Origin of the sequence: Pseudanabaena sp. UWO310, from assembly GCF_006861605.1 — a bacterium.
GTDB lineage: Bacteria > Cyanobacteriota > Cyanobacteriia > Pseudanabaenales > Pseudanabaenaceae > Pseudanabaena.
Genome location: NZ_SELU01000032.1, coordinates 22054 through 36557, shown reverse-complemented (window position 1 = coordinate 36557; position 14504 = coordinate 22054). Strand labels below are relative to the sequence as shown.

General features: G+C 42.4%; 24 protein-coding genes and 3 pseudogenes. 5 read left to right on the top strand and 22 right to left on the bottom strand.

Translation table 11 applies throughout. The annotated features are described in order from the left end of the window. Window positions 1–39 precede the first annotated feature (39 nt). On the top strand, window positions 40–339 hold the full coding sequence (locus PseudUWO310_RS12245) for a hypothetical protein (protein WP_142601626.1): 300 nt from the start codon (window positions 40–42) through the stop codon (window positions 337–339). An 83-nt stretch (window positions 340–422) separates the two neighbouring features. On the opposite strand, the gene PseudUWO310_RS12240 is transcribed toward PseudUWO310_RS12245, so the two are convergent. Genes PseudUWO310_RS12240 through PseudUWO310_RS12230 form a run of 3 tightly spaced genes read right to left on the bottom strand, consistent with a single transcriptional unit; the run spans window position 423 to window position 5155 of the window. Beyond that, on the bottom strand, window positions 423–692 hold the full coding sequence (locus PseudUWO310_RS12240; protein WP_142601624.1) for a type II toxin-antitoxin system RelE family toxin: 270 nt from the start codon (window positions 690–692) through the stop codon (window positions 423–425). Then, window positions 689–949, bottom strand: a complete 261-nt coding sequence (locus PseudUWO310_RS12235) for a hypothetical protein (RefSeq protein ID WP_142601621.1) — start codon at window positions 947–949, stop codon at window positions 689–691. The genes PseudUWO310_RS12240 and PseudUWO310_RS12235 overlap by 4 nt, the downstream gene beginning before the upstream one ends. A gap of 42 nt (window positions 950–991) precedes the next feature. Continuing rightward, on the bottom strand, window positions 992–5155 hold the full coding sequence (locus tag PseudUWO310_RS12230; protein ID WP_142601619.1) for a helicase-related protein: 4164 nt from the start codon (window positions 5153–5155) through the stop codon (window positions 992–994). Between the two features lie 202 nt (window positions 5156–5357). Here PseudUWO310_RS12230 and PseudUWO310_RS12225 point away from each other — a divergent pair, with 202 nt between their 5' ends. After that, window positions 5358–5939, top strand: coding sequence for a DUF3782 domain-containing protein (locus PseudUWO310_RS12225; protein ID WP_142601616.1), 582 nt, complete (start codon window positions 5358–5360; stop codon window positions 5937–5939). On the opposite strand, the gene PseudUWO310_RS12220 is transcribed toward PseudUWO310_RS12225, so the two are convergent. From PseudUWO310_RS12220 to PseudUWO310_RS12205, 4 genes are all read right to left on the bottom strand, one after another. After that, the gene (locus PseudUWO310_RS12220) at window positions 5899–6615 is read right to left on the bottom strand and encodes a hypothetical protein (RefSeq protein WP_142601614.1); all 717 of its coding nucleotides are present in this window, start codon (window positions 6613–6615) and stop codon (window positions 5899–5901) included. The two genes, PseudUWO310_RS12225 and PseudUWO310_RS12220, sit on opposite strands and share 41 nt — an antisense overlap. Before the next feature lie 16 nt (window positions 6616–6631). Further along, complete coding sequence (locus PseudUWO310_RS12215; RefSeq protein WP_142601612.1) at window positions 6632–6889, bottom strand: BrnA antitoxin family protein; 258 nt, start codon at window positions 6887–6889, stop codon at window positions 6632–6634. Further along, a complete protein-coding gene (locus tag PseudUWO310_RS12210) occupies window positions 6858–7127 on the bottom strand; it encodes a BrnT family toxin (protein WP_142601610.1) in 270 nt (89 codons plus the stop codon). Before PseudUWO310_RS12210 ends, PseudUWO310_RS12215 begins: the two co-directional genes overlap by 32 nt. Before the next feature lie 64 nt (window positions 7128–7191). After that, entirely contained in the window at window positions 7192–7434 is a 243-nt protein-coding gene (locus PseudUWO310_RS12205; RefSeq protein WP_142601607.1) for a hypothetical protein, read from the bottom strand. 50 nt (window positions 7435–7484) lie between these two features. Between PseudUWO310_RS12205 and PseudUWO310_RS12200 the strand changes: the two genes are divergently transcribed. Together PseudUWO310_RS12200 and PseudUWO310_RS12195 are read left to right on the top strand one after the other, a co-directional pair. Beyond that, complete coding sequence (locus PseudUWO310_RS12200; protein ID WP_142601605.1) at window positions 7485–7703, top strand: hypothetical protein; 219 nt, start codon at window positions 7485–7487, stop codon at window positions 7701–7703. Then, window positions 7681–7947 (top strand): Txe/YoeB family addiction module toxin, encoded by a 267-nt coding sequence (locus PseudUWO310_RS12195; protein ID WP_142601602.1) that lies wholly within the window; start codon window positions 7681–7683, stop codon window positions 7945–7947. The genes PseudUWO310_RS12200 and PseudUWO310_RS12195 overlap by 23 nt, the downstream gene beginning before the upstream one ends. A 168-nt stretch (window positions 7948–8115) precedes the next feature. Here the strand turns inward: PseudUWO310_RS12195 and PseudUWO310_RS12190 are convergent, their stop codons facing one another. The 10 genes and pseudogenes from PseudUWO310_RS12190 to PseudUWO310_RS12155 all read right to left on the bottom strand — a co-directional run bounded on the left by PseudUWO310_RS12190 (window position 8116) and on the right by PseudUWO310_RS12155 (window position 10640). After that, a complete protein-coding gene (locus PseudUWO310_RS12190) occupies window positions 8116–8319 on the bottom strand; it encodes a type II toxin-antitoxin system RelE family toxin (protein WP_142601599.1) in 204 nt (67 codons plus the stop codon). Then, window positions 8309–8518: a hypothetical protein gene (locus PseudUWO310_RS12185; protein ID WP_142601597.1), complete on the bottom strand. Its 210-nt coding sequence runs from the start codon at window positions 8516–8518 to the stop codon at window positions 8309–8311. The genes PseudUWO310_RS12190 and PseudUWO310_RS12185 overlap by 11 nt, the downstream gene beginning before the upstream one ends. 91 nt (window positions 8519–8609) lie before the next feature. Continuing rightward, window positions 8610–8906 (bottom strand): annotated as a pseudogene (locus PseudUWO310_RS12180) (type II toxin-antitoxin system PemK/MazF family toxin); the annotation flags it as partial. A 16-nt stretch (window positions 8907–8922) separates the two neighbouring features. Beyond that, window positions 8923–9099 carry a hypothetical protein gene (locus PseudUWO310_RS22925; protein ID WP_190316002.1) on the bottom strand — a complete coding sequence of 59 codons (177 nt, stop codon included), beginning with the start codon at window positions 9097–9099 and terminating at the stop codon, window positions 8923–8925. A 36-nt stretch (window positions 9100–9135) separates the two neighbouring features. Beyond that, window positions 9136–9264 (bottom strand): hypothetical protein, encoded by a 129-nt coding sequence (locus PseudUWO310_RS23620; protein WP_263363431.1) that lies wholly within the window; start codon window positions 9262–9264, stop codon window positions 9136–9138. Next, window positions 9251–9529, bottom strand: coding sequence for a hypothetical protein (locus tag PseudUWO310_RS12175; RefSeq protein WP_142601595.1), 279 nt, complete (start codon window positions 9527–9529; stop codon window positions 9251–9253). The genes PseudUWO310_RS23620 and PseudUWO310_RS12175 overlap by 14 nt, the downstream gene beginning before the upstream one ends. Then, a pseudogene (locus PseudUWO310_RS23935) lies at window positions 9519–9815 on the bottom strand (BrnT family toxin). The gene PseudUWO310_RS12175 and the pseudogene PseudUWO310_RS23935 overlap by 11 nt, the downstream one beginning before the upstream one ends. A gap of 33 nt (window positions 9816–9848) precedes the next feature. Next, window positions 9849–10058, bottom strand: coding sequence for a hypothetical protein (locus tag PseudUWO310_RS12165; protein ID WP_142601593.1), 210 nt, complete (start codon window positions 10056–10058; stop codon window positions 9849–9851). Further along, window positions 10052–10441 (bottom strand): type II toxin-antitoxin system VapC family toxin, encoded by a 390-nt coding sequence (locus tag PseudUWO310_RS12160; RefSeq protein ID WP_142601591.1) that lies wholly within the window; start codon window positions 10439–10441, stop codon window positions 10052–10054. The genes PseudUWO310_RS12165 and PseudUWO310_RS12160 overlap by 7 nt, the downstream gene beginning before the upstream one ends. Continuing rightward, entirely contained in the window at window positions 10431–10640 is a 210-nt protein-coding gene (locus PseudUWO310_RS12155) for a hypothetical protein (RefSeq protein WP_142601588.1), read from the bottom strand. Before PseudUWO310_RS12155 ends, PseudUWO310_RS12160 begins: the two co-directional genes overlap by 11 nt. A gap of 4 nt (window positions 10641–10644) precedes the next feature. Here PseudUWO310_RS12155 and PseudUWO310_RS22920 point away from each other — a divergent pair, with 4 nt between their 5' ends. Next, the gene (locus tag PseudUWO310_RS22920) at window positions 10645–10797 is read left to right on the top strand and encodes a hypothetical protein (RefSeq protein ID WP_190316001.1); all 153 of its coding nucleotides are present in this window, start codon (window positions 10645–10647) and stop codon (window positions 10795–10797) included. 35 nt (window positions 10798–10832) lie between these two features. Here the strand turns inward: PseudUWO310_RS22920 and PseudUWO310_RS23930 are convergent. The 5 genes and pseudogenes from PseudUWO310_RS23930 to PseudUWO310_RS12130 all read right to left on the bottom strand — a co-directional run bounded on the left by PseudUWO310_RS23930 (window position 10833) and on the right by PseudUWO310_RS12130 (window position 14432). Continuing rightward, a pseudogene (locus tag PseudUWO310_RS23930) lies at window positions 10833–11063 on the bottom strand (type II toxin-antitoxin system HicA family toxin). Beyond that, complete coding sequence (locus PseudUWO310_RS12145; RefSeq protein WP_142601586.1) at window positions 11060–11296, bottom strand: type II toxin-antitoxin system HicB family antitoxin; 237 nt, start codon at window positions 11294–11296, stop codon at window positions 11060–11062. The pseudogene PseudUWO310_RS23930 and the gene PseudUWO310_RS12145 overlap by 4 nt, the downstream one beginning before the upstream one ends. Before the next feature lie 47 nt (window positions 11297–11343). Beyond that, window positions 11344–13035: an NAD-binding protein gene (locus PseudUWO310_RS12140; RefSeq protein WP_142601583.1), complete on the bottom strand. Its 1692-nt coding sequence runs from the start codon at window positions 13033–13035 to the stop codon at window positions 11344–11346. A gap of 107 nt (window positions 13036–13142) precedes the next feature. Next, window positions 13143–14015 carry a formyltetrahydrofolate deformylase gene (gene purU, locus PseudUWO310_RS12135; RefSeq protein ID WP_142601580.1) on the bottom strand — a complete coding sequence of 291 codons (873 nt, stop codon included), beginning with the start codon at window positions 14013–14015 and terminating at the stop codon, window positions 13143–13145. A gap of 96 nt (window positions 14016–14111) precedes the next feature. Beyond that, window positions 14112–14432 (bottom strand): MGMT family protein, encoded by a 321-nt coding sequence (locus PseudUWO310_RS12130; protein ID WP_142601577.1) that lies wholly within the window; start codon window positions 14430–14432, stop codon window positions 14112–14114. Window positions 14433–14504: the final 72 nt, after the last annotated feature.

Sequence of the window (14504 nt, the reverse complement as noted above, 5' to 3'; positions counted from 1 at the left end):
AAGGCTATATCGATCTAAGTTTAGTTATGTGTGTATGCCATGAATACATTAGACAAATTAGAGTTACTTAGTGCAAATTGTAGCGATCGCAATGAGTTAGATCGGATTCTAAGTCAATTACTTAGTGTAATGTTAAATCGTCATCGGCAGAAATTAGCTGTTTATGACCGTGATATTAGTAAGTTTGAACAGAACTATAGTCTTGATTCTCGTCAGTTTCAAGAACAATTTGAATCAGGAGTATTAGGGGATGAGATGGATCTGTTTGAGTGGTTTAGTTTATGTGAGTTGCGAAAAGATCTCTTAGTTAAGATTAGTAAGCTAGAGCAAGCATTGTGATGATTGCCGAAGATTATTTTTCCCGATCTAACGCGAGAAGATTTTAAAGCCTGTATTGCTTACGCGGCAACAAGAGATTTAGTTTATGGGAAATAGCGATAAATTTCTTTGCGATGCAAGACTCTACAAAATGTGACGGTTTCGCCTTCAAAGATCACACCAATTCGATAATCCCCTATTTTGATTCGATACGCATTTTCATATCCCTGTAGCTTTTTGACATTTTTGATATCTGCCAACCCAGAAAGTTTGGGAATCTCATCAAATACAAGGCTGTTTATGGGTTTGAAGTAAGGTGTACTTTTGAGAGCTTTAAGTTCTTTAAGAAAGCTAGGAAGATAATTAACGTTCATTCTCTTTCCATTTCAGCAAGCGCTTCTTGGAGACTAAGAGGCTTTTCATCCTTGACTTCTAGCATGGCATGGACAAGCCCTAAATCTTCAATGGCTTCGATAATTGCAGGATCTTGAGAATGGCTTTCTGATTCTGGCGTAACGCTTTCACGAAATAAGCGAATAATCTGTAAGAGGTTTGACCAATATTGTTCAGGTATTTTGTCTAGCTCGTTGGCTAATTCTTCTGCAAATATTGTTGGGCTATTGGTTGACATCTCTATCACTGTTAAAAGCAAAGCATATTTAGCCTAGCACAATCAAATTAAGGTGATAAGCGGTTTGGTAGCATTGATGTAGAAGAAGCGATCGCTTGTTTGCTCTTTGACAATGGTAAATCCTAAACTGGTGATCAAATCTAGCAATTCTTGTTTTTTGTCTGTCCATCGGCTGATGGGTTCAGCAATGAGGAGACTGCCGCCGCCTTTGAGGGTGCGATGGGCTTCTTGGAGATAGTCAGCATAGTTCAAGCCCATGAGAGATAGAGAAAAGATAGCGACATCGAGGGTTGCATCGGGGAGAGGGGTATGGGAGATGTCACAGGCTTGTACTTTTGGGTTGATGGCGATGTGGTCGAAGGAATGGACTTGGTGATTGGGAAGTAGTTCGGCTAGTTTGGCTTCACCGCAGCCGAAGTCACCGATCTGGAGATTGGTGTAGTTTTGAAGTTTCTCGGCAATTTTTTCGTAGGGGATTTCTTGCCATGTTTCACGGGCGGCGCGATAGAGGTGGTGGTATTGATACCATTCTTCGGGGTTGGCTTTGAGGCGATCGCCTGTGGTTTGGCTGTAGGAATTATTGAATCGGTTGTTCATCGCCGAGAAGTCACCAAAGCGGCGTTGCAGGATTTTGGCGATCGCTTCGGGTAAGGGGACGCGCAATTCTTCTCGGTTGATTTCATAGATTTCGCCACTTTCGACGCGATCAATCCATGTTTGTAGGGCTTCTCCTGCTTTTTGGAGTACGACCTTTTCTGATGCGAGTTCGCCCTTGGGAATTACGCCATCGATCGCGGTGTCAGCGAGGGATTTTTTCCATTGGATGCGACTCCATCGGTATTGGCGATCCCATGACCAGATATAGCCTTGATGGTCGAGGATGACTTGGGGAATGATTACTTCTACTTTATTGAAGGATGATTTTTGGCGATAGATGCGCCCGACTAGTTGCTCGTATTCGGCATGAGTCCAAGGAAGGCTAGCGATAATCAGGCGATCGCATACATATTGCAGTCCATCTACGCCTGTGCCGATGGGAGCCGTGCCGATGAGAATGTCGATTTCTCTAGCGATGAATTTCTCTTTAGCAGAATCACGTTCTTTGGTGTCTTCTACGCCTGTGTATAAGCCCACCTTGTAACCTGCGGCGGCGATCGCTTTGCGGAGTGGTTCGACCATGCCATCGACATAGTGGGTATAGATGAGGGTTCCTGTTTTGATATGGGCGATGATCGTGTCGATTTTGGCTGAGAGAAGGATTTGCTCAACAGCGAGGGGGCTGGTTTTGATGGCGGTGATGAGTTGGGGGCGTAGATGTGAGCCTGAGATTTCGGGAAAGCTTTCGGCGATCGCAATCTTGTAATTGGGACGATAGCGGATGCCATGAAGCATCAGTTTTTCGTGCATGGCGAGGGCATTGGCGATCGTGCTGAAGGTTTTCAATTCTTCAAATTTTTCGCCCCTTGTCATTTCTAGCAGTGCTTTGGCTTCGTAGAGGTTGTTGATTACGGGTGTGGCGCTCATGCCTAAGACGCAGAGTTCAGGGTTTTGACGGGATGCTTCGGAGAGTAGGGAGTTAAGGGTTTTGCGGCGTTTGCTTTCTTTGTTGGGATTGGGATCGCGTTGTTTGACGTTTTGGATTTCATCGATGACGACAAAATCGATCTGGTGATGGTTGAGGATGTTGCCGACAAGTTCGGCGGAGTAGGGTTGTTGGAATTTCTCGAAGTTGAGGATGAGATAGTTATGTTGGTTGCGATCTACGCTGATTTCACCGCGTTCTTTTTGGTAAATGATGCTGTCGGGATAGACTTGGGCGATCGCTGTTGCCCATCCTTCGATGGTGCTGTTAAAGGCGATGATGATTGTGAATTTGGCGTTAATGACGCGACTGGCAAAGATGGCGGATATGGTTTTCCCTGCGCCAACTCCTGACCAGTTGCCGATCCTTCTTTCCGTGTAGATGCGATAGGCGGTGAGGCGTTGCATCAGGTTGGGTGGATATGGGAAGTTATAGCCGTTGGGTATGGTGAGGTTTGCTGCGCCATCGTGTTGACTGAGGAAGCGATCGCGGATTGTCTGAAAGTATGTGCCGCCTGTTTCGTTACGAAGTCGGTCTAGGTCAAAGGTGGGGTCGTTGTTTAGGCAGGTTTGCCATAGGGCGCTAACGCGATTGCAGATTAAAAATTCGATGGTTTCATAATCTGAGGTGATTCCTGCTTCTACAAGTAAATCGACTGCTTTTAATGAGTCAAAGGATTTTAGTTGTGGTAGTTCAGTATCAGTATTTTCAACTTCATCAGGGACTAAATTAGTTTCTATTTCTTCAATATAATCTGAGTCATTACGCTCTAGAAAATCATCAAATTGAGTGTCAGATGTTTCACTAATTGCCTTGCCGAGTTCCTCTTCTATATGGGTGATTAGGCTGTGACAATCAGATGCTAAATCGTTTGATGAACATAGATCTTTGATCCTCTTGAGAAGTTCAGCATTCTTTCTGCCATTACCAATAGAATCAATCATGCCGTTTTGTCTCATGATCGAATATAGCTCTGATGCCTCCAAGCTATGCAAAACAGGTTTTAAACTATACAAAAAGCTCAAAATAGCATTCGATTCCCATCGATTGATAATTCCTAGCCAATCACCCCAACCTAGCCATCCCTTATTTTTGTAGGTTCCAACTGGATCAGATGGAATATTCTCAGGACGAAACTCACTTTTCGCCCAAGATAACCATTCATCCTTACGGTTTAGCTTAAGTTGTCGTGCAAAAGTACGAGCTTCTTCAAAAGGTAGATAAATACGATTTCGAGTGGCAATCGTACCATTGCCAAGCCAGTCTCCAAGACTAACCCAACCTTTATCTCTATAAACTACTAATGGACTAGCAGGAATATCATTAGGTTTTGCATCACTTTTCACCCAATCCAACCATTCTTCTTGATTCTTTAACTGAAGTTCATGTACAAATGCACGAGCTTCTTCAAAAGGTCGATAAATACGATTAAATAGTGCAATCGTACCTGTACCAAGCCAATCACCCAATCCAGCCCAACCTTGATCTTTGTATGTGCGTGAAGGTTTAGCAGGAATATCATCAGGTTTTGCACCACTTTTTATCCAGTCCAACCATTCTTCTTGATTTTTTAATTGAAGTTGATGCACAAAAGCACGAGCTTCTTCAAATGGTCGATAAACTCTCTGAAACGTTGCAATAGTTCCTGTACCAAGCCAGTCTCCCAAACTAATCCATCCATTATCTTTATAAACTAATGCTGGATTAGCAGGAATATCATCGGGCTTTGCATCACTTTTTACCCAATCTGACCATTCCTTATCATTTTTTAATTGAAGTTGACGCACAAATGTACGAGCTTCTTCAAAAGGTCGATAAATACGATTAAAATTAGCAATCGCCCCTGTGCCAAGCCAGTCTCCCCAACCACTCCAACCTTTATCTTTATATACCAAAGAAGGGGCTTTAGGAATGTTCTCAGGTCTTGACTGAGTTTTAGCCCAGTTGCCCCATTCGTTTCGACTTTTTATATCAAGCGAACTCACAAAAGTACGAGCTTCTTCAAACGGTAGATAAATACGATTTTGAGTAGCAACTGTATTGTTCCCCAGCCAATCACCAAAACCCTTCCAGCCACTTTCCTTATAAACTAATGATGGATTTGCAGGAATATCTTCAGGTTTAGCATCAGTTTTTATCCAGTCTGACCATTCCTTATGATTTTTAAATTGGAATTGATGAACAAAAGTCCTAGCCTCCTCAAACGAACGATAATTACGATTAAATGGTGCAACCGTACCAGTGCCAAGCCAGTCACCTAAATCTATCCAACCTTTATCTTTATAAACTGTGTGTGGATTAGTTGGGATATCTAATGGCTTGTCTTCAGTTTTTCTCCAAGCGCACCATTCTTTTAGATTTTTTAACTGAAGTTGACGTACAAAAGTGCGAGCTTCCTCAAATGAACGATAACTGCGATTAATTGAGGCTATCGTCCCATTACCTAACCAATCACCTAAATCAATCCATCCACTATCTTTATAGACTCTAGAAGGATTAGTAGGAATATCATCAGGTCTTAATTCGCTTTTTATCCAATCTCTCCATTCCTGTCTATTTTTTAACTGAAGTTGATGCACAAAAGCACGAGCCTCTTCAAATGATCGCCAGTTTGATTTCCCCATTTGATAAACCCTTCACGTCAGATAAACCACTAACAACAATTATAAACAATTCACTAATTGGAGATAGCTGTTTGATGTGGGAAATAGGCGATCGGGTTTTGAGTTTGAGGGGCGATCGCTGGTTGATTTGAGGGAATAGGCGATCGCAAAATCCTAGCTTAATTGCTAAAATACTTACACAACAATTAATCCTATAAATACTATGTCCGACAACACTATCACCCTAGACGATATCTTCGCCCTCTTCCGCGAAAGCGAACAACAACGCCAAGAATATCAGCACCAAGCCGAACTAGAAATGGCGGAACTCCGAAAGACTATTGAACAAACTAATAAACAAATTGAACAAACTAACAAACAAGTTGGAGGACTAACCAGCCGATGGGCAGAATTTGTCGAAAACCTAATCAAACCTGCCGCCGCTAGAATTTTTAGAGAACATGGAATTGACGTTCATTACACTGCCATGCGCGTGAAAGGAGATGATGATCGAGGCTCAATGGAAATTGATATTCTAGTAGAAAATGGTAATGAAATAGTAGCAATTGAAGTGAAGTCCCACTTAGAAATTCGCAATGTGAAGCGATTTTTAGAAGTACTAGCAAGATTTAAAGAAGCATTTCCCAAATACAAAAACTACAAAGTTTACGGAGCTGTAGCAGGAATCAAAATTGATGAAAAGGCAGATGAATATGCAACACAAGAAGGACTATTTTTAATCGAACCCGCAGGAGATTCTGTGATTATTGCCAATAGTCAAAATTTACAACCGAGAGTCTGGTGATTTTTATTGATTGATAGGCGATCAGGTTTGTGGGTGTTGAGGGAGCGATCGCTGTTTGATTTAGGGGAAATAGGCGATTGGGTTTTGTGGTTGGTGAGGGCGATCGCTGTTTGGTGTTGAGGGAATAGGCGATCAGGTTTTGTGGGTGATGGGGGGCGATCGCTGTTTGATGTGGAGAAATAGGCGATCGGGTTTTATGGGTGGTGAGAGGTGATCGTTGTTTGATTTTGGGTGATAGGCGATCGGTTTTGTGGGTGGTGTGGGGCGATCGTTGTTTGATTTGGGGAAATAGGCGATCGGGTTTTGAGTTTGAGGGGCGATCGTTGTTTGATGTGGAGTTTAGGCGATCGGGTTTGTGGTGTTGAGAGGCGATCGCTGTTTGATGTGGGAAATAGGCGATCGAGTGTTGGGTGATGAGGGGCGATCGCTGTTTGATTTGAGGGAATAGGCGATCGGGTTTTGTGGGTGTTGAGGGGGCGATCGCTGTTTGGTGGAGAAATAGGCGATCGGGTTTTGTGGGTGGTGACAATGGCGATCGCTGTTTAGATGTTGAGGGGATAGGCGATCGGGTTTTGTTGTTGGTGATGGGCGATCGCTGGTTGATTTTGGGAATAGGCGATTGGGTGTTGGGTGATGATGAGGGGCGATCGGGTTTTAGGTGTTGAGGGACGATCATGCTTTGATTTAATAGTTTATTGTAAAACTTTTCCCGATTCTTCCTGCTCCTTAGCTTGACGTAAAACTTCATTAATCAGATTTTGATAGCCAAATTCTCCCGCCTTCAATTTAAAATACTCAATGAGATTGGCATCTAAAGAAATAGTGATACTTTGCTTGCGTGGCATAGGTTTAAGTGCAATACGAAACTTAGCCCGATCTAAATCTGCTTGTGTTACTTCGGGATATTCTCCACGATCGTTAGAGGTTTCTGAAGAAGAGAAGTTGTTCATTTTTGTTTGCCTCGCGCATGGAAATAATACAGATTTCATCTTCGGTTTCAGTATGTACGATAACAAAGACTCTCATGCCTAAGAGTCCAAGTGTTACCCAACGCTGTTCTCCATAGTTTTCACGGTTATCTTCAAACGTAAATGTCGAACCAGTAAAGACTTTTTCAGCATTCACAAAATCGATAGCGTGCTTTTTTAGGTTGCTTTGCCTTTTAACTTCATCCCATACGAATTTCATATATAGCTTTCATTGGACATACTTTAGACAACTCATTTCTTGAGAATAAAGTTTAGCATTTAGACTATGGTGATCGCTGTTTGATTGGAGGGAATAGGCGATCTGGTTTTGTGGATTGTGAGAGGGCGATCGCTGGTTGATGTGGGGAAATGGCGATCGGGTTTTGTGGGTGGAGAGAGGCGATCGCTGTTTGATGTGGGGCAATAGGCGATCTGGTTTTGTGAGTGATGAGAGGCGATCGCTGTTTGATGTGGGGAATAGGCGATCGGATTTTGGATGGTGAGAGGCGATCGCTATTCAACGACATATCAGATATGCTAGAAATGTAGCTGTAGATTATAAACTTTATTAAGACCTATGGATACTCACCAAGAAACCGAATATGTCCTGAGTAACCCGCGCTTAATGCAACAGATCAGGCAGTTCAAGCATAATTCTAAAAAATCGAACCCTAGCCAAGCAAATCTCTCTCTCGATTTCGACTACATCCTGAATAATCCAGAACTAATTACACAAATTCAACTACTAATCGAAACCCACAAACAGAAGCATCATGCGCTCAGTCGTATTTCATGAAGATACCCTGCAAACATACGAATATTTGAGAGAAACTAATAAACCCATTCACAAAAAACTGTTTAATATTCTCAAAGAAATGCAAAAAGGCGATCCCACACAAAGAACTGGAAAACCTGAAGCATTGAAATATGAATTAGCTGGATATTACTCGCGCCGAATATCTGATAAAGATAGGCTAGTCTACAGTTTTGATGACGAAAATATATACATCATTGCCATCGGTGGACATTACGAAGAATAGACTGAACATAAATTGAGATCGCTGTTTGATGTGGAGATTTAGGCGATCGGGTTTTATGTGGTGATGAGGGGCGATCACTGTTTGTTGTTGGGGGAATAGGCGATCGCTCACCTAATCATAAATTTCTCTGCGATGTCCGACCTGATGGATAGTCACACTTTTTTGTGATTACGCGATCGCATAAATAACCCGATAATCACCAACACGGAGCTTAAAAAAGCTTGATAAATTGCCAGAAAGCGATAGAGGCGTAATTTGTTCAAAATTCTCGCCTAACCACTTGATTTTACGAGCTATTCGTATTTGATTAGTGCGGTCAATCTTTGCAAGATCAGCGATCGCCTCAGAAGTGAAATCAATACTATAGCTCATCCCAATTAAGTCCCAATGATTGCATAGCTTGAGCCGCAGGAATAACAGCTGGTTGCAGTTGTTGTCGTAATAAACGCTCCACAACTGCTGTTTTTAACTTCTTCCCTTCATCTAGATCGATATATTCTTCTAACACTTCAATTACAACTTCACGAACTAGTAAACGAAACTGTTCGGTAGTGAGTTCTTTTATTTGCATAACATTACGGCTCTACTACTTGTTTTGCATTAATTCTAACGTAATTGTAAATACAAATTAGTAAGGTGATCGCCAACCAGCGATCGCTGCCTTACAAACTTAAATCCATTGCAAAAATAATCGCTTGCTTGATTTGTAACATTACATCACTTGGCAAATCTCCCAACTTGCGTTCTAATCTTGCCGAAGGAATAGAAGCAATACCCTGAACATTAGCTATAGATGATTGATTGAGAAACTTCAAGTTAGGAAGTACGACCTCATACTCACTATTTCTATACTAAGTCGTCAGAGGAACATAAATCACTAAAACTCGCGGAGGATTTGCATCATAACGAGAAACAATGACAACAGGACGAGTCTTTGCAGATATCCCTAAATCCGCTAACCAAACTTCACCCTACTTAATATTCATCCAGCAAATCCAATACCTCTTGTTCCACAGAACGCGATCGCAAAATATCTAACGCATCTCGATCAGCTAAATCAATTATTTCCAAAATGAACTGTCTCGCCAATTCAGCAATATCTTGTTGCCATTTGGCTAATCTTACACTTAATGTTTCCGCTAAAGTATCCATACTTTACCTTTGCTTAAATCATCAATCTAACTTAGATTAACATACTTGCTGAGAGGCGATCGGGTTTATGTATGGTGAGGGGATGATCGCTGTTGACGTGAGGGAATAGGCAATCGTTTTTTTTGTGATGAGGAGCGATCGCTGTTTGATTTTAAACAACTTCACTCAAAGCGTCACGAATCACCTCATCACTCACGCCGTGACGCTTTAAACTCTCAATAAATATAGAAACAGAGTCTCCATCCAGTCTCTCAAGATCAGCCCGAAGCCCTTGACCAATATAAGCACGAACTAAAGGCTGATATCCAGAAAATCCTAACAATGGTGCAACTTTTTTCAAATCTTCAATTACATCCTCAGGAATACGGATTGTCACCGTTGCCATCGGACGATTTCGATCCAATCGTTTTTTTAAAGCTTCAGTTTTCATAATATTCATGCTCCTTGCGTGTTGCCTTTCTTGCAGAAATAATCCGAACTAAATCGTTCTCCCGTTCAACATAAACAACGTAAAGAAGATTCCATCATTTATCTAAACCAATCACAGCATCTCGCTCCTCATCATTACGACTTGCATCAACTACTACTAGAAATGGATCAAAAAAGGCTTCAGTAGCTTGCTGAAATGTCACACCATCATGATTAATAGGATTAATTCGAGCCTTCTCCTCATTCCAAACGAATTTAATCCCGTTCAGTACAAAACACACATCCATACGTTGTATTTTAGTCAACGCGTATTTACGTTGTCAATACAAGTTCATCCAAAAATTTTGTGCTGGAGGCGATCGCTGTTTGATTTGAGATTTAGGCGATCGGGTTTTGGGTGATGAGGGGGCGATCGCTGTTTGATGTTGAGAAATAGGCGATCGGGCTTTATGGATGATGAGGGACGATCGCTGTTTGATGTTGAAAAATAGGCGATCGGGGTTGGGGTGGTGAGAGGCGATCCTTACCAATGCTCTATCACCAAACCATCCACATAATCAAAATCTGAATCATCAGTCACAAGCACCCACCCCCGCTCCAAACAATGCGCTGCAATCCAAACATCATTCATCGGAATTGGTCGCCCTTTTCGCTTCAAAGCCAAACGGGTTTGTGCATAAACAACCGCCGTTCTTCTCTCAATAGGAACAACTACACAAGCCTCAATAAACTCCAAATAGCGAGGTAAATTTTTTAATGCGCGAGTAGAGTTCTCAGCACCAAACAATAACTCTCCCGCAACAATAACTGACAAAAATATTTCTGGCAATGCTAAAACCCTTGGGACAACTTCAGGATCGCCATTCAGAAAACGAACTGCAACAGAAGTATCTAAAGCAATTTCACCACTCATTTACATCTACCTGACGGCAATCAGCTCTAATTACATTCTGTAAATCATCTGCCTCAGCATCACTCAAGATACCCGCAAATTTAGCTAGAGGATGATGAATGCGTGTTGTCTTAACCCGATGTAAAAAATCTAAAACTACTTTTACTAACTCATCTGGAACCTCTGTAAGTTCTTGGATAAGCTGCTCACGACTAGTCATAGCTTTGATCCTCTTTAGCAAAATTATCGCTAATATTATAGCTAATCAGTCTCAAAATAAAATATACAGATTTGTCGATCGCTGTTTGATGTTGAAAAATAGGCGATCGGGCATTATGGATGATGAGGGGCGATCGCTGTTTGATGTTGAAAAATAAGCGATCGGGGTTGGGGTGGTGAGAGGCGATCGCTATTATTCCTCTAGTAATTTGAAAAAAGTCTCTTTGTCAATATCAATATCTTGAATCATTCCCATTAAAGTACCTTGCTTGATATCTTTTCCAGAATGAATTGGAACAACAACTCTTTTTCCCTAAATATTTTTATAAATAGCATGACTTCCTTTTTGGCGATCGAAATAAAGCCCCAACTTTTCGATAACTCTTATAAACTCCTTAGCCTTAACACTTGGAAAGTTGCTCATACCAAAACACTCAAAGGTTTGACAATTAAATTTTCTGTAGGGATAGGCTGACTATCAGCTATTAAACTTTCAATATATAGCTCAATTGCTTCCGTAATATTAGCGATCGCCTCTTCAAAAGTATCCCCCTGAGAATGACAACCTCTGAGAACGGGACAAAAAGCGTGATAACCTCCATCTTCTTCCTTTTCTAGAAGCACTGTATAGTTGTATGCTTTTTTGCTAGTTTTCATATACTCTTGAATTTTTTAAGATATCAATCTCTATACTGCTATAAATCTTAGCTAACGGCAACTTGAAAAGGAGTAACGCGCCATAACTGTTCTAATTTTGCGGCGGGGATAGTCAAATAGAGAATATCACCTGCATTTAAGGAAGATTCTAAGAGATTCCATCCATGGATAGTTTGGGAAGCAGTTTCGATATAAAGCGGAACAAAATCCGCAGTTGCGGATGCCTCGCGGACAGGCTTACCACAGAATGGATGATTGGGGGTAATCATTGTGGCGATCGCTACCCATAGACTATCCGCCACAATGCCATTACCTAAAATACGACCGCCGAGAGCTGAAGCAGCAAAGGCAGGAGCGGCAATTTCGGGAGGGCTCAGAACCGCTTCAAAATCGAATACTTCCTGCGCCATCCTTGCATGGTACGGATCGTCATAACGCACCACTACTCGACAATTGGGAGCTATTCCCTTAGCATTTAGGGCGATTTCCAGATTTTCGGTATCGTTACTGGTTACGGCAAGCAGACTTTCGGCTTGATCGAGATTAGCTGCCTTGAGTGTGGTGGGTAGGCTGGCATCGCCATGAATGACAGGGATATTCTGCGATCGCAAGGTATCTAAAAAACGATTATTCAGATCGCGTTCGATCGCAATCACTTCGTAACCATAGCTGACTAGCTGTAAAGCTGTCTGCACACCGACACTTCCCAAACCACAGATAATGATGTGATTGTGCTGGGGAACTCTTGCCGCGTCCCAGAAATTCCTCAAGCGCGACCCCAAAATAAAATCATTTAAAATTGCATAAAAAATCCCGATCGCCGTCGTACCAATCAACATCATGATAATTGTAAAAACCTTGAGGTTATCGGTAGCATGTTCGACTACCTGCTCGTTCCCTCCTGCCCCTGTAATCATCCCAACCGAGAAATAGAGGGCATCCACAAACGGAATACCGATCTGCAAACTGGTATATACCAAGGTTGCCGAAAAAATAGTTAATAGTAAAGCGATCGCTGTAAATAAAACCTCTTGCCCATGTTCGTGAAATTGCCGAGCGCCCATGAATATCTTGGCGATCTTTTGCAACACTGGGCGGGATGCATTGCGTACGTTGGGCTGTGTCCCTAATAAAAGGCGATCGCCTAATTGCAAAGTCCGACCGTCAAGCACCGCACTCACCAGATCGACCTTGCTCTCATCGCTGGGCAGATAATAAATCAACATCCGCGATCGATCTTCCCAAAACCCCGATAATGGCTTACCCAACCAAGCATGGCGCTCATCAATGTACTCTTCATGAATTGGCCAAGTCTGAGCAAACAGCCGCAGTTGCCCGATCGCTCGATTGCCCATAGCACTAAAAGCAAAGACAGGCGCAGCGAGAGCCGCCACGCTCATCGTTAGATGATTGGGCAGTGTCAAATCTAGCCTTACCCCTAGACTGGAATTAAACAATCGGTTAATAATCCGTACATGGGGATTGAGAACCCTTGCCTGCATTAAAATTGTTAAATTGCGAGTTTCATCGGCTCCCGCCAAAATCAAGGTCTGTGCATCCCTTATACCTGCGGCAATTAAAGTCTCTGCTGCCGCAAGATCGCCAATGACAATTTCCGCATCAGCCTGATGGATCGGTCGATCGTGGATGCCAATGACAAAACAACCTTGCTGTTTGAGCAGGCTTAAAACTTTGTAACCCGTTCGATCTAGACCACAGACGATAATGCGGGGTTTCATTGGCTATAGGCGATCGCGATCGCTACCCATGGAATTATCGAAACTATTGTGAGCTATAAACGAGATCGTGACTGTAGCTGATAACACGAATCGGCGAGCAATCCAGTCTAATCAAAGACGACCGTTCGCAATCCTAAATCCGAGTTTGCCGATTGTCCGTAAATTAGCACGCGATTTTGCAAATGTTGGCGGACAGCCCTTGCCAAGACAATCCTTTCGAGATCTTTCCCCTTACGAATCAGATCAGTTACCGAATCACGATGGGAAACTCGAATGACATCCTGTTCGATAATAGGTCCTTCATCCAGTTCATCCGTGACATAATGAGCCGTCGCTCCAATAATTTTTACGCCTCGTTTATAGGCTCGGTGATAGGGATTAGCTCCCGCAAAGGCAGGTAAAAACGAGTGATGAATATTAATTACTTGGGGAAACTCAGCGAGAAAATCAGGGCTTAAAACCTGCATGTATTTCGCTAATACCACCAAATCAATTTTGTATTGTTTGAGAAGGGCTAACTGCTGCTTCTCTTGTTCCAATTTATTATTAGGGGAGATGGCAATGTGATGGTAATTAATGCCAAAGTTATGGGCTACTTTTTCCAGATCTGGATGATTGCTAATGACGACAGGGATAGTGGCAGAAAGTTCATGCGATCGCTGCCGCAAAATCAGATCGTAAAGACAATGATCCTGCTTAGAAACAAAGATGGCAATACGTCGCACGTAATCAGAAAACTGGATACTCCATTTAGCCTGAATTTCCGTCGCTAACTTCTCAAAAGTCGGGTCGATCTCCGATCTCGCGAGATCGAAGTTTTCTAAATCCCATTCCACCCGCATTAAGAATAAGCCCGCTGTGCTATCAGCATGTTGATCGGCATGGAGAATATTCCCACCATGGGAAAATACCCAGTCCGAAATCTTCGCAACCAAGCCTTTTTGATCGGGACAAGAAACCAGTAAAGTCGCAGTAGTCATGATTTACAAATATAGCTGTAGCCTATCATGTTAGGACAAATTCCAAACGCAAAACAGGAATTACAATGCTTTGCGTTGCTTAGAACGGGCATCTTTTTAGGGTTGGGGTCGCCATTGATATTTTCGCAGATCGATTTTGCCAGTATCGCTAAAAATAATTCCCTCACTTTCAAGGAGCGATCGCTGTAAGTAGTCCGTCCCCATCCGCAAAGGCGATAGGGATATCTCTCCCTTCGCATTTATGACCCGCTGCCAAGGAACATCGGCATTTTGCACTCGGAATAAGGCATAGCCGACTAAACGCGCTTTTCCTGCCAAATTAGATAATTCGGCAATCTGCCCGTAGGTCGCCACCTGACCTCTAGGAATCTTTCGTACAATTTCATAAATGCGATCGTAAGCTGTATTACTATTCATAGTTATCGTCTGAGGTGTAAATTTATACTTTTTTATCCAGATATACAAACCCATATAGCCCTTGATAAGTAA

What these genes read in the sequence shown, in the direction of transcription:
- PseudUWO310_RS12245 (WP_142601626.1), top strand. Translation starts at nt 40, where the DNA reads ATGAATACATTAGACAAATTAGAGTTACTTAGTGCAAATTGTAGCGAT.
- PseudUWO310_RS12240 (WP_142601624.1), bottom strand. Translation starts at nt 692, where the DNA reads ATGAACGTTAATTATCTTCCTAGCTTTCTTAAAGAACTTAAAGCTCTC.
- PseudUWO310_RS12235 (WP_142601621.1), bottom strand. Translation starts at nt 949, where the DNA reads ATGTCAACCAATAGCCCAACAATATTTGCAGAAGAATTAGCCAACGAG.
- PseudUWO310_RS12230 (WP_142601619.1), bottom strand. Translation starts at nt 5,155, where the DNA reads ATGGGGAAATCAAACTGGCGATCATTTGAAGAGGCTCGTGCTTTTGTG.
- PseudUWO310_RS12225 (WP_142601616.1), top strand. Translation starts at nt 5,358, where the DNA reads ATGTCCGACAACACTATCACCCTAGACGATATCTTCGCCCTCTTCCGC.
- PseudUWO310_RS12220 (WP_142601614.1), bottom strand. Translation starts at nt 6,615, where the DNA reads ATGATCGTCCCTCAACACCTAAAACCCGATCGCCCCTCATCATCACCC.
- PseudUWO310_RS12215 (WP_142601612.1), bottom strand. Translation starts at nt 6,889, where the DNA reads ATGAACAACTTCTCTTCTTCAGAAACCTCTAACGATCGTGGAGAATAT.
- PseudUWO310_RS12210 (WP_142601610.1), bottom strand. Translation starts at nt 7,127, where the DNA reads ATGAAATTCGTATGGGATGAAGTTAAAAGGCAAAGCAACCTAAAAAAG.
- PseudUWO310_RS12205 (WP_142601607.1), bottom strand. Translation starts at nt 7,434, where the DNA reads ATGTCGTTGAATAGCGATCGCCTCTCACCATCCAAAATCCGATCGCCT.
- PseudUWO310_RS12200 (WP_142601605.1), top strand. Translation starts at nt 7,485, where the DNA reads ATGGATACTCACCAAGAAACCGAATATGTCCTGAGTAACCCGCGCTTA.
- PseudUWO310_RS12195 (WP_142601602.1), top strand. Translation starts at nt 7,681, where the DNA reads ATGCGCTCAGTCGTATTTCATGAAGATACCCTGCAAACATACGAATAT.
- PseudUWO310_RS12190 (WP_142601599.1), bottom strand. Translation starts at nt 8,319, where the DNA reads ATGAGCTATAGTATTGATTTCACTTCTGAGGCGATCGCTGATCTTGCA.
- PseudUWO310_RS12185 (WP_142601597.1), bottom strand. Translation starts at nt 8,518, where the DNA reads ATGCAAATAAAAGAACTCACTACCGAACAGTTTCGTTTACTAGTTCGT.
- PseudUWO310_RS22925 (WP_190316002.1), bottom strand. Translation starts at nt 9,099, where the DNA reads ATGGATACTTTAGCGGAAACATTAAGTGTAAGATTAGCCAAATGGCAA.
- PseudUWO310_RS12175 (WP_142601595.1), bottom strand. Translation starts at nt 9,529, where the DNA reads ATGAAAACTGAAGCTTTAAAAAAACGATTGGATCGAAATCGTCCGATG.
- PseudUWO310_RS12160 (WP_142601591.1), bottom strand. Translation starts at nt 10,441, where the DNA reads ATGAGTGGTGAAATTGCTTTAGATACTTCTGTTGCAGTTCGTTTTCTG.
- PseudUWO310_RS12155 (WP_142601588.1), bottom strand. Translation starts at nt 10,640, where the DNA reads ATGACTAGTCGTGAGCAGCTTATCCAAGAACTTACAGAGGTTCCAGAT.
- PseudUWO310_RS12145 (WP_142601586.1), bottom strand. Translation starts at nt 11,296, where the DNA reads ATGAAAACTAGCAAAAAAGCATACAACTATACAGTGCTTCTAGAAAAG.
- PseudUWO310_RS12140 (WP_142601583.1), bottom strand. Translation starts at nt 13,035, where the DNA reads ATGAAACCCCGCATTATCGTCTGTGGTCTAGATCGAACGGGTTACAAA.
- purU (WP_142601580.1), bottom strand. Translation starts at nt 14,015, where the DNA reads ATGACTACTGCGACTTTACTGGTTTCTTGTCCCGATCAAAAAGGCTTG.
- PseudUWO310_RS12130 (WP_142601577.1), bottom strand. Translation starts at nt 14,432, where the DNA reads ATGAATAGTAATACAGCTTACGATCGCATTTATGAAATTGTACGAAAG.